The sequence below is a fragment of the Nonomuraea ferruginea genome (assembly GCF_039540635.1).
GTDB classification, from domain to species: Bacteria; Actinomycetota; Actinomycetes; order Streptosporangiales; family Streptosporangiaceae; genus Nonomuraea; species Nonomuraea ferruginea.
The window spans coordinates 71491-97745 of sequence record NZ_BAABFD010000031.1 but is presented as its reverse complement, the minus strand read 5'-3'; the positions used below and the strand labels follow the sequence as shown (position 1 = coordinate 97745).

General features: G+C 74.3%; 10 protein-coding genes. 9 read left to right on the top strand and 1 reads right to left on the bottom strand.

The genetic code is table 11. The features are described from left to right. Positions 1–13: 13 nt before the first annotated feature. The 9 genes from ABD999_RS40535 (at position 14) to ABD999_RS40495 (ending at position 25133) form a co-directional block, all read left to right on the top strand. Positions 14–5227, top strand: coding sequence for a type I polyketide synthase (locus tag ABD999_RS40535; RefSeq protein WP_345483187.1), 5214 nt, complete (start codon positions 14–16; stop codon positions 5225–5227). A gap of 33 nt (positions 5228–5260) precedes the next feature. Continuing rightward, complete coding sequence (locus ABD999_RS40530) at positions 5261–10186, top strand: type I polyketide synthase (protein WP_271279997.1); 4926 nt, start codon at positions 5261–5263, stop codon at positions 10184–10186. An 8-nt stretch (positions 10187–10194) separates the two neighbouring features. Further along, complete coding sequence (locus ABD999_RS40525) at positions 10195–19833, top strand: type I polyketide synthase (protein WP_345483186.1); 9639 nt, start codon at positions 10195–10197, stop codon at positions 19831–19833. Between the two features lie 44 nt (positions 19834–19877). Beyond that, positions 19878–20729 carry a 3-hydroxyacyl-CoA dehydrogenase family protein gene (locus tag ABD999_RS40520; protein ID WP_271279923.1) on the top strand — a complete coding sequence of 284 codons (852 nt, stop codon included), beginning with the start codon at positions 19878–19880 and terminating at the stop codon, positions 20727–20729. Between the two features lie 15 nt (positions 20730–20744). After that, positions 20745–20999: an acyl carrier protein gene (locus tag ABD999_RS40515; RefSeq protein ID WP_148030049.1), complete on the top strand. Its 255-nt coding sequence runs from the start codon at positions 20745–20747 to the stop codon at positions 20997–20999. Continuing rightward, positions 20996–22162, top strand: coding sequence for an acyl-CoA dehydrogenase family protein (locus tag ABD999_RS40510; RefSeq protein ID WP_271279922.1), 1167 nt, complete (start codon positions 20996–20998; stop codon positions 22160–22162). The genes ABD999_RS40515 and ABD999_RS40510 overlap by 4 nt, the downstream gene beginning before the upstream one ends. After that, on the top strand, positions 22153–23232 hold the full coding sequence (locus ABD999_RS40505) for an HAD-IIIC family phosphatase (protein WP_148030051.1): 1080 nt from the start codon (positions 22153–22155) through the stop codon (positions 23230–23232). The genes ABD999_RS40510 and ABD999_RS40505 overlap by 10 nt, the downstream gene beginning before the upstream one ends. Before the next feature lie 9 nt (positions 23233–23241). Then, positions 23242–24036 (top strand): thioesterase II family protein, encoded by a 795-nt coding sequence (locus tag ABD999_RS40500; RefSeq protein WP_219547797.1) that lies wholly within the window; start codon positions 23242–23244, stop codon positions 24034–24036. Positions 24037–24266: 230 nt separating this feature from the next. Continuing rightward, positions 24267–25133: a 4'-phosphopantetheinyl transferase family protein gene (locus ABD999_RS40495; RefSeq protein ID WP_345483184.1), complete on the top strand. Its 867-nt coding sequence runs from the start codon at positions 24267–24269 to the stop codon at positions 25131–25133. Here ABD999_RS40495 and ABD999_RS40490 read toward each other — a convergent pair. Beyond that, a complete protein-coding gene (locus ABD999_RS40490; RefSeq protein WP_219547799.1) occupies positions 25096–26253 on the bottom strand; it encodes an acyl-CoA dehydrogenase family protein in 1158 nt (385 codons plus the stop codon). The two genes, ABD999_RS40495 and ABD999_RS40490, sit on opposite strands and share 38 nt — an antisense overlap. Positions 26254–26255 lie beyond the last annotated feature (2 nt).

The window sequence follows — 26255 nt, the reverse complement described above, 5'->3', positions numbered from 1 at the left end:
GGATCTGGAGGGGTTGTTCGATCCGGATCCGGAGGTGGTGGGGAAGTCGTATACGCGTCATGGGGGGTTCGTGTATGACGCGGGTGAGTTCGATGCGGCGTTCTTCGGGATGAGTCCGCGGAGTGCGTTGGCGACGGATCCGCAGCATCGGTTGTTCTTGGAGTCGTGCTGGGAGGCGTTGGAGCGGGCGGGGATCGATCCGGTGACGCTGCGGGGCAGCCGTACCGGCGTCTACGCCGGCAGTATGTACGAGCACTACTCCACCCGATTCCTGCACAAGGCGCCGGAGTCGGTCGAAGGCACTCTGTTCACCTCCAGCGCGTCCAGCGTCCTGGCGGGCCGCGTCTCCTACACTCTCGGCCTGGAGGGCCCGGCCCTCACCACCGACACCGCCTGCTCCTCCTCTCTGGTCGCGCTGCACCTGGCGGTGCAGGCCCTGCGACGCGGCGAGTGCTCGATGGCCCTGGCGGGCGGCGTGTCGGTGATGGCGACCCCCGCGCCGTTCGTGGAGTTCTCGCGCCAGCGCGCGCTGGCCCCCGACGGCCGCTGCAAGTCCTTCTCCTCGACCGCCGATGGTGCGGCGTGGGCGGAGGGTGTCGGGGTGCTGGTGCTGGAGCGGTTGTCGGAGGCGCGGCGCAACGGCCGGCGGATCCTGGCGGTGGTGCGGGGTTCGGCGGTGAACCAGGACGGCGCCTCCAACGGGATGACGGCGCCGAGCGGTCCGGCCCAGGAGCGGGTGATCCGTCAGGCGCTGGCCGACGCGTTGCTGGATACGCGGGACGTCGACGTCGTGGAGGCGCACGGCACCGGCACGACGTTGGGCGACCCGATCGAGGCGCAGGCGTTGCTGGCCACGTACGGGCGTGGACGTCCGGCTGAGCGGCCGGTGTGGCTGGGCTCGCTGAAGTCGAACATCGGTCACACCCAGGCAGCAGCAGGGGTGGCCGGTGTGATCAAGATGGTGAAAGCGCTGGAGCACCGGACGATGCCGCCGACGCTGCACGTCAAGGAGCCGACCCCGCACGTGGACTGGGAGTCCGGTGGGGTGCGGCTGCTGACCCAGGCGGTGGAGGTGCCGGGCGAGCGTCCGTTGCGGGCCGGGGTCTCCTCGTTCGGGGTCAGCGGTACGAACGCGCACGTGATCCTGGAGGGCGCGCCGGCCGAGCCGGAGGTGCCGGCCGGCGATGGTCCGCTCGTGTGGCCGGTGTCCGCCAGGTCGGCGGAGTCACTGCGGGCACAGGCCGCGCGGCTGGTCGCGTACGCGGAAAGCGCTTCTGACCGGGACCTGCCAGGCGCGGGCCGGGCGCTGGCCCGGCGCGCGAGCTTCGAGCACCGAGCCGTGATCGTGGCCGGGGACCGGCGGGAGTTGCTGGCGGGGCTGGCCGCGCTGGCGGAAGGCGGGTCCGACGCCGCGGTGGTGAGCGGGGTCGCGGCGCCCAACGTCCAGCCGGTGTTCGTGTTCCCCGGTCAGGGCTCGCAGTGGGCGGGCATGGCCGTGGACCTGCTGGACGAGGACGAGACGTTCCGGGCCGCCCTCCGCCGCTGCGAGGAGGCGCTGCGCCCGCACACCGGCTGGTCGGTCGAGGACGTGCTGCGCGGCGCGCCCGGCGCGCGGTCCCTGGACGGCACCGACGTGATCCAGCCCGTCCTGTTCGCGGTCATGGTCGCGCTGGCCGAGCTGTGGCGCTCCCTCGGCGTGCGGCCGTCCGCGGTGCTCGGCCACTCCCAGGGCGAGATCGCCGCCGCGTACGTCGCGGGCGCGCTCTCGCTGGAGGACGCCGCCAAGGTCGTGGCCCTGCGCAGCCAGGTGCTGACCCGGCTCGGCGGCACCGGCGGCATGCTCGCCGTGGCGCTGCCCGCGGCCAGGGCCCAGGAGCGGATCGAACCGTGGGCGGACCGGCTGTGGGTGGCCGTGCACAGCAGCCCCACCGGCTCGGTGGTGGCAGGAGAGGTCGCCGCCCTGGAGGAGTTCGCCGCCACGTGCGAGAACACCGTGCGGGTGCGCCGCATCGCGGTCGACTACGCCTCCCACACCCCGCACGTCGAGGCGCTGCGCGACGAGCTGATGGCCGCGCTGCGCGACGTGCGGCCGCGCGCCGCCGACGTCCGCTTCTGCTCCGCCCTCGCCGGCGCGTTCATCGACCCGGCCGAGCTGACCACCCGCTACTGGTACGACAACCTGCGCAACCCGGTACGGTTCGAGCAGGCCGTCAGTGCCGTCGCCGGAGCGGGCACCCCGCTGTTCGTCGAGGTCAGCCCGCATCCGGTGCTGGGCCCCGACACCGAGGCCATCTGCGAGGCCGCCGGCGTGCCCGCGGGCGTCTGCCACACGCTGCGGCGCGACACGGGCGACCGTCGCCGCTTCCTCACGGCGCTGGCCCACGCCTGGGTGCTCGGCGCCAAGGTCTCCTGGAGCGACGCGCTGCCCTCCGCGCCGCGTCCCCGCCACGAGCCGCCGACCTACGCCTTCGCCCGGCGCAGGTTCTGGCTCACCGGCGACCAGACCGGCCCCGTGTCCGGCGCGGGCATCGACGGCTCCCGCCACCCGCTGCTCGACGCCGTCGTGCCGGTGGCCGGGGACGGCTACGTGCTCACCGGCCGGATCTCCCTGCGCGGCGCTCCCTGGCTGGCGGGCCACGCGGTCGCGGGCCGCGTACTGCTTCCCGGCGCCGCCTTCGCCGACCTGGCCCTGGAAGCCGGCGCCCAGGCGGGCTGCGCCCGGCTCGACGAACTGGTCATCGAGGCTCCGCTGTTCCTTCCCGAGCAGGGCGCGGTCACCGTACAGATCACCGTCGACCCCCCGGACGCGGGACGGCGCCAGATCGCCGTCTACTCCCGCACCGGCGACGAGGACGACGCCTGGACCCGCCACGCCTCCGGTGTGCTCGCCGGGGACGTCCCGGGCCGTGGTGCGTGCGAGTGGGCCGGGGTGTGGCCACCCGTCGACGCGGTGGTGGTGGAGGTCGAGGGGGGTTACGAGCGGCTGGGGGAGCGGGGTTACGAGTACGGTGCGGCGTTCCAGGGGTTGCGGGCGTTGTGGCGTCGTGGTGAGGAGCTGTTCGCGGAGGTGGTGGCGCCGGAGGGCGTGGACGTGACCGGCTTCGGCGTCCATCCCGCCCTGCTGGACGCGTCCTTCCACCCCCTCGTGCTGGCCGTGGAGGACGACGAGTTGCGGCTGCCGTTCGCGTTCGGTGACGTCCGCCTGCACGCCTCCGAGTCCGCCGCGCTGCGCGTACGCCTCACGACCAGCGGCGAGGACGCCGTCGTCGAGGTGGCCGACACCGATGGCGCGCCGGTCCTGTCCATCGGCGCACTGCGCGCACGACCCGCCGACGTCCGCCCGTCCGCCTCGACCGGTCTGCCGCTGTACGGGGTGGAGTGGGCCGAGGTGGCTCCCTCCGTGCCGGGCTCGGTGGAGCCGGAGGTGGTGTGGTGTGTGAGCGGGTCGGCGGACGTTCCGGTGGCGGTGCGGGAGTTGACCTCGCGTGTGCTTGCGGCGGTGAAGGGTGCCGGGGCGTCGCCGGTCGTGTTCGCGACGCGGCCGGGGGATGTGGCCGGTTCGGCGGTGTGGGGGCTGGTGCGGTCGGCGCAGAGTGAGCAGCCGGGCCGGTTCGTGCTGGCGGAGGTGCCGGAGGGGTTCTCGGGCTGGGACGCGGTGCTGGCTTCGGGCGAGCCCCAGGTACGGGTGGTCGACGGCCGCATCCTGGCCCCTCGCCTGACCCGCCGCCCGACACCCACCACTTCCGCCACTCCCGATCAGACCTCCGCCCCAGCTTCCGACCAGACCCCTGTTCCAGCCTCCGACCAGGCCTCTGCGACGGCCTCCGGCCGGACGCCTGCGTCGGCCTCCGACCGGCTGCTCGCTGCGGCGTCCGCTGGGGTTTCTTCCGTGATGGCTGGTGCGGCGTCCGGCGGGGCTTCTTCCGTCAGGTCGGGTGCGGTGCTGGTGACCGGTGGCACCGGGGGACTTGGTGCTCTGGTGGCGCTGCGGCTGGTCGAACTGCACGGGGTGCGGGATCTGGTGCTGGTGTCGCGGCGTGGTCCTCGGGCCGAGGGCGCGACGGAGCTGGTGGCGAAGCTGGAAGGGGCCGGTGCCCGGGTGCGGGTGGTGGCCTGTGACGTGTCCGATCGTGCGCAGCTCGCTGACGTGGTGGCCTCGGCCGGGCCGCTGGCTGGTGTGGTGCACGCCGCCGGGGTGCTGGACGACGGCTTGGTCGAAGGGCTGACTCCCGAGCGAATCAGCGGGGTGCTGGGGCCGAAGGCGGACGCGGCCTGGTTCCTGCACGAGCTGACCCGTGATCTGGGGTTCTTCGTGCTGTTCTCCTCGCTCGCCGGGGTGCTGGGCAACGCAGGCCAGGGCAGCTACGCGGCGGCGAACGCCTTCCTGGACGGCTTGGCCGCCGCCAGGCGTGCGGCAGGGCTGCCGGCGGTGTCCGTGGCCTGGGGGCTCTGGGACGTGGAGTCCGGCATGACCGGCGCGATGGGGGCGACGGACAGGGCACGGCTGGCGCGTGCGGGGATCGCCCCGCTCGCGGTGGAGGAAGGGCTGGCGCTGTTCGACGCCGCCCTCGCGGACGCGGAGTCCGCGGTGGTGGCCGCCCGCTGGGATCCCGCCGGTCTGCGGGCGCGGGCGGAGAACGGTGAACTGCCCGGAATGCTGCGCGGCCTCGTACGCGTGCCGCGCCGTGCGGCGGGAGCCGGGGCCGGGAACGCGGGCCCGCTGGCGGCCCGGCTGCCGGCGCTGGGCAGGGACGAGGCGCTGCGACTGCTCACCGACACCGTACGAGACCACGTCGCGGCCGTGCTCGCCCACGGCGACCCGGCCCAGGTGGACGTGGACCAGGCGTTCAACCAGCTCGGCTTCGACTCACTGACGGCCGTCGAACTCCGCAACCGGCTCAACACCGACACCGGGCTGCGGCTGCCCGCGACGCTGGTCTTCGACCAGCCCACGGTCCGCTCGCTCTCGGCGTACCTGGCCGGAGTGCTCGTCCCGGCGCCGCCCTCGGCCGAGGACACCCTGCGCACCGCCCTGGAACGGGTCGACGACCTGCTGGCCGCGGCCAACGGCGAGGCGGAGAGCATGCGCGACCGGCTCGCCACCATCCTCCAGGGCGCGCTCACCAAGCTCGGCGGCGGCGGACAGCACGATGTCGGCGGCGTCATGGAGAAGATCGACTCCGCTTCCGACGAGGAGATCTTCGCCCTGATCGACAACGACCTGTGACCCATGACCACCTCGACCGGAAAGGCACGAAAGATGGGGACAGAGGACAAGCTCCGCGCCTACCTCAAGCGCGCCACGGTCGAGCTGGCCCAGGCGCGCGGCCGGCTCGCCGAGGCGGAGGAGCGCGCCCACGAGCCCATCGCGATCGTCGGCATGGCCTGCCGCTATCCCGGCGGCGGCGACACGGCCGAGGGCCTCTGGGAGCTGCTCAGCGAGGGCCGCAGCGCGGTGCGCGAGGTGCCGGCGAGCCGGTGGGACATCGACGACTACTACCACCCCGACCCGCGCACCCCCGGCGGCGTCTACACCAGGTACGGCACCTTCCTGGACGACATCACCGGCTGGGACGCCGAGTTCTTCGGCCTCTCGCCGCGCGAGGCGCTGCGCATGGACCCCCACCAGCGCCTGCTGCTGGAGCTGGTGTGGGAGGGCCTGGAGAACGCGGGCCTGTCGCCCGCGCGGCTGGCCGGCAGCCGCACCGGCGTGATGATCGGGCTCATGGACACCCTGCAGTACGGCCGGCTGCAGATCGAGAGGCAGGGCGGCGCCGCGCTCGCCGACCCCTACCTGGGCCAGGGCTCGGTGCCCAGCGTCGCCGCCGGGCGCATCGCGTACCAGCTCGACCTGAACGGCCCCACCCTCACGGTCGACACGGCCTGCTCGTCGTCGCTCATCGCGGTCCACCTGGCCTCCGAGAGCCTGCGCAGGGGCGAGTGCGACCTGGCCGTCGCCGCGGGCGCCTCGCTGACCATGCACCCGTCCCTCTACATCCAGGCGTGCGCGGGCCTGATGATGTGCTCCGACGGCCGGTGCAAGACCTTCGACGAGAGCGCCGACGGCTACGTCATGGGCGAGGGCGGCGGCCTGGTCGTGCTGGAGCGGCTGTCCAGCGCCGTCGCCGCGGGCCGCCGCATCCACGCCGTGCTGCGCGGCTCGGCGGTCAACCAGGACGGGCGCAGCAACGGGCTCACCGCCCCGAGCCGGCGCGCGCAGGCCGACGTGATCGGCCGCGCGCTCGCCGCCGCCCGCGTCTCACCGGACGACGTCGCCTACGTGGAGGCGCACGGCTCCGGCACCCGACTCGGGGACGCCATCGAGCTGTCCGCGCTGCACGACGTCTTCGGCCGTCGCTCGCCCGACCGGCCGCTGCGCGTCGGCGCGATCAAGACCAACATCGGGCACACCCAGGCCGCGGCGGGAGTCGCCGGTCTCATCAAGTCAGTGCTGATCCTGAAAAATGGGCAGATTCCGCCCAGCCTGCACCTGACCAACCCGGCCGCCGCCTTCCCCGAGAACGGCGCCATCCGCCCGGTCACCGGCCTGGAGCCGTTGCCGCAGGGGGACGGGCCGGCCCTGGCCGGAGTCAGCTCGTTCGGGCTGTCCGGCACGAACGCCCACCTGATCGTGGAGAAGGCGCCCCCGCCCGCCCCGCCGGAGACACCGGCGCGCGACACCGTCCACCTCCTGCCGCTGTCGGCCGGCAGCGCCGCCGCGCTGCGCGAGCAGGCCACCCGGCTGGCGGACTGGGTGAGCGCCCACCCCGGTGCGACCGTGCCCGACCTCGCCCACACGCTGCAGACCGGCCGGGCCGAGCTGGACCACCGCCGCGCCCTGGTCTGCGCCGACCTGGACGACGCCGTACGCGGGCTGCGCGCCGCAGCCGACAGCGGCGGGGGCCACCGGGTGAAGGGCCGGCCCCGCGTCGCGTTCCTGCTTCCCGGGGTCGGCGACCAGTACGCGGGACTCGGCCGGGAGCTGTACGCCAAGGAGCCGGTGTACGCCGAGGCGGTGGACAACTGCGTCGAGCTGGTCCTGCGCCGCTCGGGCACGGACCTGCGGCCCCTGTTCCTCGCTGAGACCTCGGCCGCCCCCGGCGATCTCGCCGCCCTGCTCGGCCGCACCGGCGAGGCGCCCGAGGCTCCCGGCCCCCTGGACCACGCCGAGGTGGCCCACCCCTTCCTCTTCACCGCCGAGTACGCGCTGGCGCGGCTGCTCGGGCACTGGGGCGTCACCCCGGACCTGCTCATCGGCTACAGCCTCGGCGAGTACGTGGCCGCGTGCCTGGCGGGGGTCTTCACCCTGGAGGACGCGCTGCACGTCGTGCTCGAACGGGCGCACCTGATCAACGCCGTGCCCGCCGGGCGGATGATCGCCGTCGCCGCGCCCGAGGAGCGCATCGTCCCCGTGCTCGTGAGCGGCGGGATCGACGTGGACGTCGCCGCGGGCAACGGGCCGTCGATGACCGTGCTGAGCGGGAGCCCCGCCGAGATCGAGGCGGCGTCTGCCGCCCTGGCCGGGGAGGGCATCGCCTGCCGGGCGCTGCGCTCCGCCCACGCCTTCCACTCCAGGCTGCTGCAGCCGGCCAGGGAGAAGCTCGCCGCGGTGCTCGACACCGTGCCGAGGCGGGCGCCGGCCGTCCCCGTCGTCTCCAACCTCACCGGCCTGCCGCTCACCGCCGAGCAGGCCACAGGCACCTCCTACTGGGCCGACCAGCTCGTCAGCACAGTCCGCTTCGCCGACGGCGTGCGCCACTGCGTGGACCAGGACGTGGACGCGTTCGTCGAACTGGGGCCCGGCCAGACGCTCGGCGGGCTGGTCAGGCAGAACCTGGCCGGCGGCTCCGGCGTCGCCGTGCTCGGCACCCTGCCGCCCCGCTGGACCGGCGGCGCTCCCCGCGACCCCCACGACGAACTGCTCCGGACCTGCGCCCGGCTCTGGGAGCTCGGCGCCGAGGTCACCTGGGAACGCACCCGCGCCGACGCGGGCCGCGTGCTCAGCCTGCCCACCTACCCCTTCCAGCGCACCCGCTTCTGGCCGGAGCAGATCACCCCAGTCGCCACCAGCCGCAACGGCGTCCCGCCCGCCGGGCCGGACGCCGCTCACGGGGCTCCCGCTGAGTTGGATGCCGCCCGAGGTCCCGCCACTGGCTCGGACGCCGATCGGTACGCCGGGTCCGCTGGGCCGGACGTCGACCTGGACACCGCGTCCGGTGGGGCGGACGACCGGCGCGACGGGGCCGAGCCCGCGGACTACACCTTCGTCCCCTCCTGGCGGCAGGATCCGGTCCGGGAAGCGCCCGCGGCCGGTCTGGACCTGACCGGTCCGCTCGTCGTGTTCGCCGACTCCGGCGGTGTGGGCTCGGCGCTCGCCGACCTGGCCGGCGCCTCCGTGGTCGAGGTGGTCGCGGGCGACGGGCCGCCGCGCCGCGAAGGCCGCCGCCTGACCCTCGACCCCGCCGTCCCCGCCCACTACGGGGCCGTCTTCGCCGACCTGCCGTCCGACGGACCCGTGCACGTCGCGTACCTGTGGAGCCTGGACGCCGGGACCGGCGGCCTCCCCGGCGACGAGGAGCTGAGGGCAGCCGTCGCCCACGGCTTCGACAGCCTCATGCTGACCATCCAGGCACTCGGCGACCTGCCCGCCGAGCGGGAGGTGCGGCTGCTGACGGTGACCGGCGGCGCCGCCGAGATCCTCGGCGGCGACATCCCGGCTCCCCACCAAGCCCTGGCCCACGGCCTCGGCCGCGCGGCCAGGCACGAGTACCCCGCCCTGACCTGGCGAGGCCTCGACCTCGACCCCGAAACCGTCGGCACACCCGCCCACGGACCGGCCCCGGAAGCCGGCACGGCGGCGGGGCAGGTCGCTCGTGAGCTGCTTCGCGAGTGGGACTCCGGCGCGGCGGACGACGATCCGGTGGCCGGGTGGCGGCGCGGGCGGCGCTGGGTGCGGGCGTGGGCCGAGGTCACCGCAGAGCCGTCGGCGTCCCCGGTGTGGCGGGCCGACGGCTCGTACCTGATCACGGGCGGGACGCGCGGGCTGGGCATGGCGCTCGCCAAGCATCTCGTCCGCGCGGGCGTACGGCGGCTCGCCCTGGTCGGCCGCACCCCGCTGGACCGCGAAGCCGGCGGCGAGCGGGCGGAGGGCGTACAGCGGACCCTGCGTGACGTAGCCGAACTGGAGGCCAGCGGGGCGGAGGTGCTGCTGCTCACCGCCGACGCCGGGGTGCCCGAGCAGCTCAGGGAGGCGCTGCGGCGCGGCCGGGAGCGGTTCGGCTCACTGACCGGCGTGATCCACGCCGCCGGGCTGCCCGCCGCCGGCCTGCTGAGCCGGCGCACCGTCGCCGAGGCAGGCCGGGTGCTCGCGCCCAAGGTGCTGGCCATGGGGCCGCTGGCCGAGCTGGTCGGCCCCACGACCCCCGCCGCCGAACGGCCGGAACTGCTCGTGCTGTACTCCTCCGCGGTCACCGCGTTCGGCGGCATCGGCGAGGGCGACTACTGCGCCGCCAACACCGTCCTCGACGCGTACGGGGACGCGCTGGCCGCCACAGCCCCGTCGACCAGGGTCGTGTCGGTCGCCTGGGGCCCCTGGCAGCACGACGTGTGGCAGTCGGAGAACCTCAAGTCGGCGGGCGGGCTGGCCAACCGGGTGGCCGCCTACCGCGCCCGGTACGGCTTCGCCGAGGACGCCGGCTGCGCCCTGCTGGACCGGATCGTGGCAGGCGGCCACGGCAACGTGATGGCGGTGCGACAGCCGCTGCGCGAGGTGCTGGCCGCCTGGACGGGCATGCTCGACCTGGACGACCTGGTCGGCGCCGCCTCCGCCGTACCCGAAGGGGAGCGGTTCCCGCGCCCGCAGCTGCGCACCGACTTCGCCGCGCCGCGCACCGCCGCGGAGGCCGAGATGGCCGAGCTGTGGGGCGCCTACCTGGGCATCGACGGCGTCGGCGTGCACGACCCGTTCTTCGACCTCGGCGGAAACTCGCTGGTCGGCATGGCCATGGTGCTCGCGATCGAGCAGCGGCTGGGGCGCCCGGTGCCGCCCGCGCTGCTGTTCGAGCACCCGACCATCGCGGAGTTCGCCGCCGCGCTCGACGGCGGCGGGGGCCGCCAGGAATCGCTCACCACGAGTTCGGCACGGGGGCAGCGGCGGCGCCGGGCCCGTTCCAGTAACCGGAAATGAGGCCGGAAATGAGGTCCGCAGACGTGATCGACGACATCGAGGCCGAGAGCTCCGGTACCGACATCGCCATCGTCGGCATGTCGGGCCGCTTCCCGGGGGCGTCCGACGTCGCCGAGCTGTGGTCCGCCATCCGGGCCGGCGTGTCCGGGATCACCCGCTTCACCGACGACGAGCTGCGCGCCGCCGGCGTCCCCGACGACCTGCTGGCCGACCCCGCGTACGTGAAGGCCGCGCCGGTGATCGAGGACGTCGAGCTGTTCGACGCGGCCTTCTTCGGGTTCAGCCCGAAGGAGGCGCAGATCCTCGACCCGCAGCACCGGCTGTTCCTGGAGCACAGCCACGCGGCCCTGGAGGACGCGGGCTGCGACCCCCGGCGCTTCGACGGCTCGATCGGGGTCTTCGGCGGCTGCGCGCACAGCTCGTACATGCAGAACAACCTGCTGCCCAGCGGCATCGGCGCGGTCATGGGCGACCTCGCGCTCGGGCTCGCCAACGACAAGGACTCGCTGACCACCCGCGTGGCGCACACGCTGGGGCTGTCCGGTCCGACCTACGGCGTGCAGAGCTACTGCTCGACGTCGCTGGTTGCCGTCTGCGCCGCCGCCACCAGCCTGGCCGGCTTCGAGTGCGACCTCGCCCTGGCCGGAGGCGTCGCGGTCAGCGTGCCGCAGCGCGTCGGCTACCTCTACCAGCAGGGCGGCATCTCCCCGCCGGACGGCGAGTGCCGCGCCTTCGACGCGACCGGACTCGGCGCCCCGCTCGGCAGCGGCGTCGGCGTGGTCGCGCTGCGCAGGCTGGAGGACGCGCTCGCCGACGGCGACCAGATCTACGCCGTCATGCGCGGCTGGGCGGTCAACAACGACGCCGGTCGCAAGGCCGGGTTCACCGCGCCCGGCGTGCAGGGCCAGGCCGCCGTGATGGCCGAGGCGCTGGCGAGCGCCGACCTGACGGCCGCCGACATCGACTACGTCGAGGCGCACGGCACCGGCACGGCGCTCGGCGACGCCGCCGAGCTGGCCGCGCTCCAGCAGGTCTTCCACGGGCAGTCGCTGCTGATCGGCTCGGTCAAGACCAATCTCGGCCACCTCGACCGGGCCGCCGGGGTCACCAACCTGATCAAGGCGGCGCTCGCGCTGCGCAACGACGAGATCCCCCCGACACTCAACCTCACCGAGCCCAACCAGCAGCTCGGCGCCGGTGACGCCCGGCTGGAGGTGGTCACCCGGCGGCGCGCCTGGCCGCGCGAGTCGGGACACATCCGCCGGGCCGGGGTGAGCGCGTTCGGCATCGGCGGCACCAACGCGCACGTCGTGCTGGAGGAGGCGCCGCTGGTCCCGAGGACGGAGGAGGAGCCGCGCCCCGAGCCGCTGGTGTGGTCGGCCCGCACGGCCGCCGCCGCCGACGAGATGACCGAACGCCTCGCCGCGCACCTCGCCGGGCCGCTCGGCGGGACGCGCCTCGCCGACGTGGCCCACACGCTGCAGAGCGGGCGGCAGGTCTTCGGCCACCGCAGGATGCTGGTGGCCTCGTCCACCGCCGAGGCCGCCGAAGGCCTCCGCGACGGGGCGGTGCTGGGCCGGACGGAGAGCCGCGCCGACCGGCCCGTCGCCTTCCTCATCGCCGGGACCGGCGAGCAGTACCCGGGCATGGCCGCCGAGCTGTACCGCACCGAGCCCGTCTTCCGTAAGGCGCTCGACGAGTGCCGCACCGTCCTGCGGGGCCTGATGGGCGGGACCGACCCGCTCGCCGAGATGCTGGCCCCGCGCGCCGAGGCCGGCGGTCTGGGCGCGCTGCTCGGCCGCGGCCCGGCCGCCGCGGCGACCCCGACCGCCGTGCTCCAGCCCGCGCTGTTCGCGGTCGAGTACGCGCTCGCCACCCTCGTGCAGTCGTGGGGCGTCCGGCCCGCCATCCTGGCCGGCTACAGCCTCGGGGAGTACGTCGCCGCGTGCCTGGCCGGGGTGCTGTCGCCGGAGTCGGCGCTGGCCCTGGTGGCGCACCGCGCGCGGCTCATCGGCGCGCTGCCCGAAGGCTCGATGAGCGCCGTCCCGCTGTCGGCCGCCGAGGCCCGCGAGCGCCTGGCGCGGGCCGGGATCGCCGGCGTGGACGTCGCCGCCGTGAGCGGTCCCGAGCTGACCGTGCTGGCGGGCGAACCGCACGCCATGGCGGCCGTGCGGGCCCTGCTGGAGGCCGACGCGGTGCCGTGCCGGCCGCTGGCCACCACGCACGCCTTCCACTCGGCCATGATGGAGCCTCTCCGCGAGCCGCTCACGGCGTGGATCGCGGAGAACGTGACGCTGCGCGCGCCGCGCGTGCCGTACGTGTCCAACGTGACCGGCACCCTGGCCACCGCCGAGCAGGTCACCGACCCTGCCTACTGGGCCGAGCACATGTGCGCGCCGGTCCAGTTCGACGCCGTGCTGGCCACCCTGCTGCGGGAGGAGGACGAGGCGGCGCTGCTGGAGATCGGGCCCGGCCAGTCGCTCGGCGCGATGGCCCGGGGGCACCGCGACTGCGCCCGCGAGCGCTGGCCGCTGGTCGTCGGCACGCTGCCGGGAGCCCAGGACCCGCGCCCGGCCACCGCCGTGCTGGCCGAGGCCGTGGGGCGGCTCTGGCTGGCGGGCGTGCCGGTCGACTGGGCCGGCTACCGTCAGGACCGGCCGGTCGCCAAGGTCGGCCTCCCCACCTACCCCTTCCAGCGCCTCCGCTACTGGGTCGACCCACCCGCTGCCGACCGCCCCGCCACCCCGCACACCGTCGTCCCTGGTGCCGCCACACGCACCGCCGCCGATCCCGCCTCGGGCGTCCTTGGTGTTTCCTCCGGCACCGCGTCGGGCGTCCTCTCCGGTGCCGCTTCGGGCGTCGTCAGAGGTGCTGTCTCCGGCGATGGGTCCGAGCCGCATGTGCGGTTGATGGCCGCGCGGTGGACGGCCGCGCCGGAGTCGCCGCCCCCGTCCGTGCCGGTTGCCCGCTGCGTGCTGCTGGCGGGCCGCGCCGAGGTGGCCGGGGTTCTGGCCCGTACGCTCGACGCCGACGGGCTCGACGTGGTGACCGTCACCTCGTCGGACGCCTTCGCCGAGACGCCGGACGGTTACGCCATTGACCCCGGGTCGGCGGCCTGCCATGCCGAGCTGGCGGGACGGCTGGCCGATGGCGCCCCCACCGTCCTGGTGGACCTGCGCATCCTCGACAGGGAAGATCCCTCCGCCGACGGCCGCGACGAGCTGCCGCCCCTGGCCCGCCTGCTCGACGCCTGGGGCGACTCCGGCGGCGGGGCCCGGATCATCCTGGCCACCTCGGGCGGCCAGGCCGTCACGGAGGGCGAGGTGCCCCACCCCGCCCAGGCCGCCGCCGCTGCCCTGCCGATGGTCGGCAACCAGGAGTACCTGAACCTCGACTGCGCCGCCGTGGACCTCGACCCGGCGGCGTCCCCCGCCGAGCTCGCCGCCGCCCTCGCCGCCGAGATCCGCCGCCCCTCCGGCGAGGTCTTCACCGCCTACCGCGACGGCCACCGCCTGATCCGCACCTTCACCCCCGAGATCCCCGCCCAGGCTCCGGAAGTCCCCGCCCAGGCTTTCGGAGAGCCCGGGCAGGCGGCCGCGCGGTCGACTGGGCCCGCTACAGCGCCCTCGCGCGCAGCCGCGGAGGTCGGCGCGGGGTTCGCGTCGGAGCCCAGCCAGGGCGGGTTCACGGTTCGCCGGGGTGGGGCGTATCTGATCACCGGTGGGCTCGGGGACGTGGGGTTGCTCGTGGCCGAGCACCTGGTCCGGGCCGGTGCGGGGAGGCTGATTCTGACGAGCCGGGGCGGGGTGCCCGAGGAGGACGGCGACCCCCGCCGGGAGGGGGTGCGCCGGTTGCGGGAGCTGGGCGCCGAGGTGCTCACCCCGCTGGTCGACGTGACGGACGCCGCCGCCATGCGCGCGATACTCGACGGCGACGTGCGGGTGGACGGCGTGGTGCACGCCGCCGCCGACACCGGCCAGGACACCTTCCGCCCGCTGCGCGACCTGGACGCCGAAGCCGTCGAGCGGCACTTCGCCGCCAAGGTGGGCGGCGCGCTGGTCCTGGAGCGGGTGCTGGACGAGCTGCCCGCCGACCGGGCGCCCGGCTTCTGCCTGCTGTTCTCGTCCACCTCCGCCGTGCTGGGCGGCATCGCCTTCGCGAGCTACGCGGCCGCCAACGCCGCGCTGACCGCGATCGGCCGCCGCAACCACTCCCGCCGCACCCGATGGCTGAGCGCCGCCTGGGACACCTGGTCGGTCACCCTCGGCCGGGTGGAAGGCGGCCTCGGCGCGGCGATGGCCGCCCACTCCATGACCGCCGAGCAGGCGCTCGCCGCCTTCGACGAGCTGCTGGCCGCCGCCCGGCCCAGCCTCGTGGTGGCCGCGGGCGGCCTGGACGACCGGCTGCCGCACGCCATGCCCGCCGACTTCGCCGGCCCGGAAACGGGTGCGGGGAGCGGCGACCGGTTTCCCCGCCCGGAACTGCCCCAGCCCTACACTCCGCCGCTGTCCCCGGTGGAACGCGACCTGGCCGGCCTGTGGTCGGAGGTGCTCGGCGTCGAGCCGGTGGGCACCCGGGACAACTTCTTCGACCTGGGCGGCAATTCGCTGGTCGCGCTCCAGATGCTCGCGCTGGTGAAGAAGCGGTTCGGCGTCGCGGTGCCGACCGTCTCGCTGTTCGAGGCGCCGACCGTGGCCACCCTGGCGGCGATCCTCGACGAGCGCGGCGCGAACAAGCCGGCCGCCGCCCGGCCCGCGCTCCGCGTCGCCGAGGCGCCTCCCCGCGACGCGGGCGAGCCCGCCGACGACCGGCGGATCGCGATCGTCGGCATGGCCGGCCGCTTCCCGGGCGCGTCCGACGTCGGCCAGTTCTGGCGCAACCTGCGCGAAGGCGTCGAGTCCATCACGTTCTTCTCCGAGGAGGAACTGCTCGCCGCCGGGGCCGACCCGGAGCAGATCAAGGACCCGGCGTACGTGCCCGCCCGGCCGGTGCTGGACGACATCAGCGGCTTCGACGCGTCCTTCTTCGGCATGAGCCCCCGGATGGCCGCGATCAACGATCCGCAGCAGCGCGCCTTCCTGGAGGTGTGCTGGGAGGCGCTGGAGCAGGCCGGGTACGCCGCGCCCGAGCACCGGGGCCGCGTCGGCGTGTTCGGCGGCGCCAACATCAGCACCTACCTGCTGCGGATGACCGACCACCTGCTCGGCGGCGGCCAGCAGGAGGTCAGCGACTTCGAGGTCATCATGGGCAACGACAAGGACGCCCTGACCACGACCGTCTCGTACCTGCTCGACCTGTACGGCCCGAGCGTGGCCGTACAGACCTTCTGCTCCACCTCACTGGTCGCCGCCCACCTGGCGGTGCGGAGCCTGCGCGACGGCGAGTGCGAGCTGGCGCTGGCGGGCGGCGTCTCGATCCGGGTGCCCGACCGGGTGGGCCACCTGTTCGGCCCCGGCGGGCAGGAGTCGCCGGACGGGCACGTGCGCGCCTTCGACGCCCGCGCCAGGGGCAGCATGTTCGGCGACGGCGCGGCGGCCGTGCTGCTCAAGCGGCTGCCCGACGCGGTGCGCGACGGCGACCACATCTGGGCGGTGATCCGCGGCTCCGCCATGAACAACGACGGCGCGCTCAAGGTCGGCTACACCGCGCCCAGCGTCGTCGGCCAGGCCCGGGTGATCGCCGACGCGATGGCCGACGCGGGCGTCACCGGCGAGGACATCAGCTACGTCGAGGCGCACGGCACGGCCACCGAGCTGGGCGACCCGATCGAGGTGGCCGCGCTGACCCGCGCCTTCGGCCCCACCAGGGACAAGGGGTACTGCCCCATCGGGTCGGTGAAGACCAACGTCGGGCACCTGGACCGGGCGGCCGGCGCGAGCGGCCTGATCAAGACGTCGCTCGCGGCCCGCGAGGGCGTGATCCCGCCCAGCCTGCACTACACCAGCCCCAACCCTGACATCGACTTCGACGACAGCCCGTTCTACGTCAACGCCGAGCTGTCCCCGTGGCGCACCCGCGACGGACGCCCGCGCATCGCGGGCCTCAACTCCCTGGGCATGGGAGGCACCAACGTGCACATGGTCATCGAGGAGCCGCCCCGCCGGCCCGATCCGGGGCCGTCGGCCCGCCGCTACCAGGTGCTGCCCGTCTCGGCCCGCAACGCCCCCGCGGCCGACGCCGCGGTGCGGCGGCTCGGCGAGCACCTGGCCGCCGAGCCGGGTGCGCGGCTGGCCGACGTGGCCTACACGCTCCAGGCCGGGCGCAAGACGTTCGAGCACCGGCGGGCGCTGGTCGCCGCCGACGGCGCCGCCGCCGCGGCCGTCCTCACCGGGTCGCGCCGGGAAGGACTGCTGGGCCGGGTGGAGACCGTGCAGGGCCGCCGGACGGGCTTCCTGCTGGCGGGTGTCGGCGAGCAGTACCCCGGCCTGGCCGGTGACCTCTACCGGCACGAACCCGCCTTCCGCGCCGCGCTGGACGAGTGCCTGGCGCTGCTGGAGAACCACCTCGGCGACGCCGGCCTCGCCGACCTCCTGACCGGCGACCGCGAGGCGGGCGCCGACCTGGCCACCTTGCTCGGCCGTACGCCCACCGGCGGGGCAAGCCCGAACGGCGCGCTCACGAACCGGTCGCCGGCCGGCGGGGAGGGCTCGAACGGCACGTTCGGGGATCGGGCGTCCGCTGGTAGGGAAGGGCGGAACGCGGCGCTGCAGCGCACTGAAGTGGTGCAGCCCGCGCTGTTCGCCGTCGAGTACGCGTTGGCGCGCACCCTGATGTCCTGGGGTCTGCAGCCCGCGATCATGCTGGGTTACAGCCTCGGCGAGTACGTCGCCGCCTGCCTCGCGGGAGTCCTGTCGCTGCCCGACGCCATCGCCCTGGTGACGCACCGGGCGCGGCTGATCTCGGGGCTGCCGCCGGGCGCCATGCTGGCGGTGTCGCTCCCGGCGGACGCCGTGCGCCGGCGTTTCCGGCTGGAGGAGCGCGGGCTCGACGTCGGCGCCGTGAACGGCCCAGGGACGGTCGTCGTCGCCGGGCCGGTGGACGCGGTCGAGTCGCTGGCCGCGGACCTGCGGAGGGCCGGGATCGCGTGCCGCCCGCTGGAGACCACCCACGCGTTCCACTCCCGCATGCTGGAGCCGCTGGGCGACGAGCTGACCCAGTGGATCAAGGCCGAGGTCACGCTCAACCCGCCCGCTCTCCCGTACGTCTCGAACGTGACCGGCGCCCTGGCCGACGCCGAGCTGGTGTGCGACCCCGGTTACTGGGCCAGGCACATGTGCGCGACCGTACGGTTCCAGGACGGGATCGAGACGCTGCTGGCCGAGCCGGAGCTCGCCCTGGTCGAGATCGGCCCCGGACAGTCGCTGGGCGCGCTGGTGCGCGCGGGTGGCTGCCCGGCGGAGCGCTGGCCCCTGATCACCCACACGCTGCCCGCCGCGAGCGACGCCAGGCCGGGCGACGAGGCGCTGGCGGACTGCCTCGCCCGGCTCTGGCTCGGCGGCGTCACCGTCGACTGGGACGCCTATCACGGGCGCGTCGAGGGCGCCGACCTCGCGGGGCTGCCCGGGCGGATCCCGCTGCCCACGTATCCGTTCCAGCGGCAGCGCTACTGGATCGACCCGCCCGCCCGGCGTGAGATCGACCGGGGGGCGGCCGAGCCTGAGGACCTGTTCGAGGCCATCACCAGCCTGCCCAAGCTGCCCGAGGACGAGTGGCTCTACCTGCCCGTGTGGCGGCAGACGGCGCCGCCCGCCCCGGTGGAGCGGACGCCCGGCTCGTGGCTGGTCTTCACCCGCGACGGGCTCGCCGACGAGGTGCTGGCGGCCCTGCGCGGGACCGGCGCCGCCGTCACGCCGGTCCGCCCGGGCGAGGCGTACGCGGCCACCGCCGACGGCCACACGGTCAGGCCGGGCCACGTCGCCGACATGCTCGCCGTACTGCGCGACCTGCGCACCGCAGGACGGCCCCTGGAGCGGGTCCTGCACCTGTGGAACCTGGAGCCTGCGACGCACGAGCCCGGCGTCCAGGACACCGGCGTCCGCGACACCGACATTGCGTACGGTCTGCACACGCTTGTCGCGCTTGCCCGGGCGGCCGGTGAGTCCGGTATCGGTGAATGGTCGCTCGACGTGGCCGTATCCGGGACCCAGCAGGTGCTGGGCCAGGAGGTGGCCCATCCCGCCGGCGCCACGCTGCTCGGGCCGTCCCTGGTGATCCCGCTGGAGTACCCAGGAGTGACCACCCGCCTGATTGACCTCCCGGCGGGCCCGTCCGCGCGTGACCTCAGCGGTCTGGCCGCCGAGCTGGCCCGCCCGCAGGAGGACCGCACGGTGGCGCTGCGCCACGGCCGCCGCTACGTCCCCGACTACGCCCGCATGCCCGCCCCGCCGCTCCCCGCCGGCCCGGCCGCCGACGTCACCGGGCTGCGCCGGGGAGGCGTCTACCTGATCACCGGCGGGCTGGGCGGCATCGCGCTCGGCCTGGCCGGGCACCTGGCCCGTGACTACGGGGCCAAGCTCGTGCTGCTGGCCAGGCGCGGCCTGCCACCGCGAGCCGACTGGCCCGCCGTCCTGTCCGGCGAACGCCCCGCGGACGAGGTCACCCGGGACAGGGTGCGGCAGGTGACCGAGCTGGTCGCGCTGGGAGCGGAGGTCGAGGTCGTCACCGGCGACGCCGCGAGCGCCCGGGACGTGCGCCGGGCCGTCGAGGCGGCGACCGAGCGCTTCGGCGTGCTGCACGGCGTGCTGCACGCCGCCGGCGTCCCGGCCATGGGACTGATGCAGTTCAAACGGCCCGAAGAGCTGGACGAGGTGCTCGCCCCCAAGATCGGCGGAACGCTGGCGCTGGCCGAGGCGCTGCGCGTCGGCCGGCCGGACGAGGTCGAGCTGGACCTCCTGGTGCTGTTCTCCTCCATCACCTCCGCCACCGGCGGCGGCCCCGGCCAGGTGGACTACTGCGCCGCCAACGCCTTCCTGGACGGCTACGCCTGCCGTCTCGCCGCGACCGGGCGCCGGGTGGTGTCCGTCGGCTGGGGCGAGTGGACGTGGAACGCCTGGGAGGCCGGGCTCGACGGGTACGAGGAGGCGCTGCGCGACTTCTTCAGGAAGAACCGGGCCCGCGTCGGGATCGGGTTCGCCGACGGCTGGCGTTCGCTGCTGCGGGCGCTGGCGACCGGCGAGCCGCGGGTCGTCGTGTCCACGCAGGACTTCCCCACGCTGGTGTCCGGCAGTTCCCGCTTCACCCTGGAGGCGGTCACCTCTCCCGCCATCGGCGGCGGCGGCGAGCGCCATCCCCGGCCCGAGCTGGTCACGTCCTACCAGGAGCCCGACGGGGCCACCGAGGAGGCCATCGCCGCGATCTGGGGCGAGTCGCTCCGGCTCGACCAGGTCGGCGTGCTGGACAACTACTTCGAACTGGGCGGCAACTCGCTGCTCGGCGTCGCCATCGTGGCCGCGGTCCGGCGCGCGTTCGAGCTGCCGGAGCTGCCGCCGCACATCCTCTACGAGGCGCCGACCGTGGCCGCGCTGAGCCGCACCGTCGACGCGCTCGTCTCGGGCGCGGCCACGGCCGCCTCCGACGGCGGCAGCCAGGTGCGGGCCCAGCTGCGGCGTTCGGGCCTGGAGGCCTCGGCCGCCCGCAGACGCCGCTGACCACCGGACCCAAGGAGCGAAACGATGAGCAGAACGGAGATGACATGACTGTGACCGGGGTGATCGGCGCCGGCGTCATGGGAGTCGGCGTCGCCCAGAACCTCGCCGCGACGGGGCACGACGTCGTGCTCGTCGACAAGGACGAGAAGACGCTCGCCGCCGCGCTGGCGGCCATCACGCGCAACACCCGGATGAGCCGCCTCATGGGCGGTCCCGCCCTGGACCCCGACGAGGTGCTGTCCAGGATCACCACCGCCGTCGGCGCCGCCGGCGCGGCCAAGGCGGAGATCGTCATCGAGAACGTGACGGAGAACTGGGACGTCAAGCGGGAGGTGTACGAGACGCTCGACGCCGAGTGCGGCCCCGGCACCGTCTTCGTGGTCAACACCTCCGCCATCCCGATCACCAAGGTCGCCGCCGTCACCGGCCGCCCCGACAGGGTGATCGGCGTGCACTTCATGAACCCGGTGCCGGCCAAGCCGGTCGTGGAGCTGATCCCCGGCTTCCACACCTCGCCGGAGACGATCGAGCGCACCGAGAACCTGCTGCGCGCCATGGGCAAGAAGGCCGTGCGCGTCAAGGACTCGTCCGGCTTCGTCTCCAACCGGGTGCTCATGCTCACCGTGAACGAGGCGGCCTACCTGGTGCACGAGGGCGTGGCGGACGCCGCGTCGGTGGACGAGGTGTTCCGCGGCTGCTTCGGCCACCCCATGGGACCGCTGGAGACCGCCGACCTGATCGGCGTCGACACGATCCTCTACAGCGTCGAGGTGCTCTACGAGCACTACGCCGACAGCAAGTACCGCCCCTGCCCGCTGCTGAAGCAGATGACGGACGCGGGGCTGCACGGCCGCAAGTCCGGCAGGGGTTTCTACACGTACGCGTCAACGAACTGAAAGGGAGCCATATCCATGTCTGCTACCGCGAAGGACCAGATCCTCGCCTTCGTCCGCGAGCGTTACCCGCAGGCGGAGATCGACGCATCGCAGGACATCTTCGCCCTCGGCTTCGTCAACTCGCTGTTCGCGATGGAGCTGGTGATGTTCGTGGAGAAGACCTTCGAGCTCACCATCCCCAACGAGGAGCTGCGGATCGACAACTTCCGCACCGCCGAGTCGATGGCGAGCCTGGTGGCCAAGCTCTCGGCCGACCTGGCCGCCGCGTGACGCTCACCGACCCGGCGCCGGCCCTCGGGACGGGCGCCGGGCAGGTCACCGACCGCCGTTCGGCCCGCGCGTTCGTCGACACGCACGTCGTCCCGTACGCCGACGCGTACGACCGGGTGGGCCGCGTCCCCGAGGAGCTCATCGAACGGGTCGCCGAGGCGGGCCTGTGGGCGCCCTTCCTGCCGGCCGGCTCGGGCGGCGCCGGGATGGACATGGTCACGCTGGGGGAGGTGCACGAGGAGGTGGGGCGCGGCTGCTCCTCGCTGCGCAGCCTCCTCACCGTCCACACCATGGTGGCGTGGACGGTGCAGCGGTGGGGCACCGCCGCCCAGCGCGAACGGTGGACGCCCGCACTCGGCAGCGGCGACGTGCTCGGCGCGTTCTGCCTGTCGGAACCCGGCGCCGGCAGCGACACCTCGGCGATCACCACGACCGCCGTCGAGTCCGGCGGCGGCTGGGTGCTCAACGGGGTCAAGAAGTGGACCACGGGCGGCCAGCGGGCGGACCTGTTCCTGGTGTTCGCCCGCACGGCCGCCAGCATCGGCGCCTTCCTGGTGAGCAGGGACGCGCCGGGGGTCCGGGTCAAGCCCATCGACGACATGCTCGGCACCCGCGCCTCGATGCTGGCGGAGATCTCCTTCGACGACGTCGTGCTCGGGCCGGACGCGCTGCTCGGCCCGAGCGGCTTCACCGCCGGCATGGTGCTCACCGGCACCCTCGACCTGGGCCGCTACAGCGTGGCCGCGGGGTCGGTGGGCATCCTCCAGGCGTGCCTGGAGGCGTCCTCCGCGTACGCCGCGCACCGCAGGGTTGGCGGCTCGGCGCTGCGGGAGCTGCCGCTGATCCAGGCCAAGCTGTCCGACATGGTGACCGACGCGCGGGCGGCCAGGCTGCTGCTCGCCGAGGCCGGCCGCCTGAAGGACGCCGGCGACTCGGCGACGCTCATGGCCACCTGGATCGCGAAGTACTTCGCCTCCACGGCCGCCGTCCGGCACGCGGCCGAGGCCGTGCAGATCCACGGCGCCAACGGGTGCAGCCCGGACTTCCCGGTGGCGCGCCTGTACCGCGACGCCAAGGTGATGGAGATCATCGAGGGCAGCAACGAGATCCAGCGGATCACCATCGCCGGCCAGGCGGAAAGGGAGAAGACGACATGTCCGTGACAACCGCGGCCACCGCCGCGGCCCCGCTCCCGGAGAAGCCGAAACAGGGCCGCATCAAGTGCATCGTGTGGGACCTCGACAACACCCTGTGGAACGGGGTGCTCCTGGAGGACGGCGACGTCACCGTACGGCCCGCCGTCGTCGAGCGGATCCACGAGCTGGACCGCATGGGCATCCTGCACTCCGTCGCCAGCAAGAACGACAGGGACGCGGCCATGGAGAAGCTGCGTGCCCTCGGGCTGGAGGAGATGTTCCTCTATCCGCAGATCAACTGGAACCCGAAGTCCGACTCCATCCGGCACATCGCCAAGGCGCTCAACCTCGGCCTGGACGCCTTCGCGTTCGTCGACGACCAGGAGTTCGAGCGCGCCGAGGTGGCCCACGGGGTCCCCGAGGTGACCTGCGTGGACATCCTGGAGCTCGACGAGGCGCTGGCGCGGCCGGAGTTCCGGCCGCGCTTCGTCACCGACGAGTCGGCGTTGCGGCGCGGGATGTACCGCAGCCAGATCGCCAGGGACGAGCTCGAAGGCGATTTCGTCGGCACGAACGAGGAGTTCCTGGCCGGCCTGGAGATGTCCTTCACCATCGCGCCCGCCAGAAGGGAGGACCTGCAGCGGGCCGAGGAGCTGACGGTGCGCACCAACCAGCTGAACTCCACCGGGCGCACCTACTCCTACGAGGAGCTGGACGCGCTGCGGGAGTCGCCGGACCACCTGCTCCTGGTGGCCTCGCTCACCGACAGGTTCGGCGGCTACGGCAAGATCGGCCTGGCCCTGGTGGAGAAGGGCGAGGACGCCTGGTGGCTGCGCATGATGCTGATGTCGTGCCGGGTGATGTCGCGCGGGGTCGGCATGGTGCTGCTCAACCACATCCTCCGGCTGGCGGTGGACGCGGGCGTGGCCGTACGGGCCGACTTCGTGGAGACCGGCCGCAACCGCATGATGCAGATCACGTACGCGTTCGCCGGGTTCGGCGAGGTCAGCAGGGACGGCGCGCACGTCGTGCTGGAGGCCGACCTGACCGCGGTGCAGCCGCCGCCCGCGTACGTGAGAGTCGAGATCGTCGAGTGAGGGACCGAGATGACCGTCTATGACGAGACGACCGACGGCCTGCTGACCAGCTGGCTGCCGTTCCGCGCCCTGACCGGCGCGGAGCCCGGCGCGCTGCCGCTCTACTGCCTGCCGCACGCGGGCGGCTCGGCGTCGGCGTTCCGGCTGTGGCAGCGCGAGCTGCCGGGGATCGCGGTCCAGCCGGTGCAGCCGCCCGGACGGGAGAGCCGGCACAAGGAGCCGCCCTACCTGCGGATGGAGCCGCTGGTCTCCGACCTGGCCGACGCGGTGCTGGCCGACGTCGACCTGTCGGCGGCGGGCCACAGGTACGCCCTGTACGGGCACAGCCTGGGCGCCATCGTGGCCTTCGAACTGGTCAGGGAGATCAGGCGGCGCGGCGGTCCGCAGCCCGTGCACCTGTTCGTCTCCGGCTCCGACGCCCCGCACGTCACCTACGAGGGCGGGCCGCCGGTGCGCGAGATGACCAGGGCGCAGGTGGTCGCGCTGCTGCGCAAGCTGGGCGGCACGCCGGAGTGGCTGCTGGCCGACCCGGGGGCGCTGGAGATGATCCTGCCCGCCGTGCAGGCCGACTTCACCGTCAAGGAGACCTACCGCTACACGGACGAACCGCCGCTGGCCGTGCCCATCACGGCGATGCCGAGCGGCGCCGACCCGCGGGTCGCGCCGGCGAAGGTGGCGGCCTGGCGGGACCAGACCGCGGACGAGTTCGCCCTGCACCCCTTCGACGGCGGCCACTTCGCGGTCTTCGAACAGGCGGCCCGCACCCGCGGCATCGTGGCGGAGGCACTGCGACCGTGGGTGTGAAGGCGCACCGGGTCGGTCCGGACGGAGGCGCTGCGGCCGTGGGTGCCACGGCTTGGCAGGTCGGTTCGGACGGAGGCGTCGCGGCGGTGGGTGCCACGGCTTGGCGGGCCGGTCCGGACGGAGGCGGCGCGGCCGCGGGCGCGCGGGTCCGGCGGGTCGGTTCGGATGGAGGCGCTGCGGCCGTGGGTGCCACGGCTTGGCAGGCCAGTCTGGACGGAGGCGCTGCGGCCGTGGGTGCCACGGCTTGGCAGGTCGGCCCGGACGGAGGTGTCGCGGCCGGTGGTGCTCGGGTCTGGCAGGCCGGTTCGGGCGGAGATGGCGCGGTGGGCGCGCGGGTCTGGCGGGTCAACGTGGACCGTCCGGAGCGGCCGGGATGGTGGCACTGCCTGTCCGCCGCCGAGCGTGAGAAGGCCGCGGCGCTGGCCGAGCCGCTCGCGCGGCGGCGGTACGTGGCCGCGCACGCGGCCCTGCGCGCGGTCCTTGGCGAGCTGTGCGGCGTGCCCGCCGCACAGCTCGCCTTCGGCACCGACGCGTCGGGCCGCCCGTGCCTGCGGAGCTCGGAGGGAGGGTCCGACTTCAATCTGAAGGGCTCGGGGGAAGGGCCCGACTTCAACCTGGAGGGCTGGGGGGAAGTGCCGGACTTCAACCTGTCCCACTCCGGGGAAGTGCCGGACTTCAATCTGTCCCACTCCGGGGAGTGGGCGCTGATCGCGGTGGCGGCGCCGGGCGGCCGGGTGGGGGTCGACGTGGAGCGCGTCCGGGACGACTTCGACCATCTGGAGATGGCGCGGCGGATGTACCAGCCCGAGGAGGCCGCCCAGGTGTGCGCGGCCGGGCCCGGCGCGAGCCTGGCGGAGTACTTCCGGCTGTGGACGGCCAAGGAGGCGTACGTCAAGGCGAGCGGGGCCGGGCTGGCCGGGCTGCGCGACGTCCTCGTGCGCCCGGAAGCCGGCACGTGCGCCGAGAGCCGGGGAGGGAGCGCGCTCTCGCGTTCCCTCCCCGGCTCCCAGGTTCCCGTCCGCTGGCTGGACGTCGCTCCCGGCTACGCCGCGGCGCTGGTCACGACCGCTTCGACACCGGCACCACGTACCGGCTGAAGACCAGGTCGCGCAGCACGTCGTCGCCGCCCTCCACGATCGAGACGTACCTCATGTCGCGCAGCAGCTTGCCGATCACCGCTTCGTGGGTGTAGCCGAGGCCGCCGAACATCTCCGACGCCGCCGAGGCGATCTGCCACCCGGTCTGGCCGCAGAACATCTTCGTGGTGAGCGCCGACTTCAGCGTGCCCACCCGCATGAACTCCTCGCCGGCGTCGGGCCGGGCCGCGATGGCGTCGTAGGCGCGGGCCGCGGCCAGGCACTGGTTGGTCATGACCTCGATCTGCATCTCGAACTGGCCGAGCCGGCCGGCGAACACCGCGTTCGCCGTCAGCGGGGCGCCCTTCACCGACTTGGACTTGCCGTACTCCATGCACACGTCGCGGATGCGGCGGGCGATGCCCAGCGCGGTCGTGGCGATCAGGATGCGGCTGGCGTTCAGGCCGATCTCCAGCAGGCGCAGCCCGTTCCCGCGCAGGACGTTGCCCGCCGGGACCCGGACGCCGGACAGCGACACCTGGTAGGTCGCCGAGGAGCGCAGCCCGATCACGTCCCAGCGCTTCTCCACGGTCACGCCGGGCGCGTCGCCCGGCACCAGCACCGCCAGGTAACCGGACGGGTCGTCGGCGGCGCGGGCGATCACCACGAGGAACCGCGCGAAGGCGGTGTTGGTGGAGAACGCCTTCTGGCCGTCCAGCACCACGGTGTCGCCCTCGCGCCGCGCGGTCGTGCCGATCCTGGCCAGCTCGCTGCCGGCCGCGTGCTCGCTGCCCAGCGTGGCGGCGAAGCCGCCGCCGGCCAGCCCGCCGAGGTGTTCCTTGCGCAGTTCTTCGCTGCCGTACCACTGCACCATGCTCGTGGTGAGCACCGGGATGAACAGGGTGAACGCCACCCCGGCGTCGGCGTAGGCCAGCTCGGAGGTGATCCTGACGCTCTCCTCCAGGCCGAGGCCGAGCCCGCCGTACTCCTCGGGCAGCCACCAGCCGGCCAGCCCGGTGCCGCCGAACCGCTCGTACAGCGGCAGCGGCGCCTCGGCCAGCGAGTCGAGGTAGGCGTCCTTGCCGGTCAGCTCCCGCCGTACGAAGCCCTGCAGGGCCCGGAGGTGGTCGGGACGGTTCATCG

What these genes read in the sequence shown, in the direction of transcription:
- ABD999_RS40530 (WP_271279997.1), top strand. Translation starts at nt 5,261, where the DNA reads ATGGGGACAGAGGACAAGCTCCGCGCCTACCTCAAGCGCGCCACGGTC.
- ABD999_RS40525 (WP_345483186.1), top strand. Translation starts at nt 10,195, where the DNA reads ATGAGGTCCGCAGACGTGATCGACGACATCGAGGCCGAGAGCTCCGGT.
- ABD999_RS40520 (WP_271279923.1), top strand. Translation starts at nt 19,878, where the DNA reads ATGACTGTGACCGGGGTGATCGGCGCCGGCGTCATGGGAGTCGGCGTC.
- ABD999_RS40515 (WP_148030049.1), top strand. Translation starts at nt 20,745, where the DNA reads ATGTCTGCTACCGCGAAGGACCAGATCCTCGCCTTCGTCCGCGAGCGT.
- ABD999_RS40505 (WP_148030051.1), top strand. Translation starts at nt 22,153, where the DNA reads ATGTCCGTGACAACCGCGGCCACCGCCGCGGCCCCGCTCCCGGAGAAG.
- ABD999_RS40500 (WP_219547797.1), top strand. Translation starts at nt 23,242, where the DNA reads ATGACCGTCTATGACGAGACGACCGACGGCCTGCTGACCAGCTGGCTG.
- ABD999_RS40490 (WP_219547799.1), bottom strand. Translation starts at nt 26,253, where the DNA reads ATGAACCGTCCCGACCACCTCCGGGCCCTGCAGGGCTTCGTACGGCGG.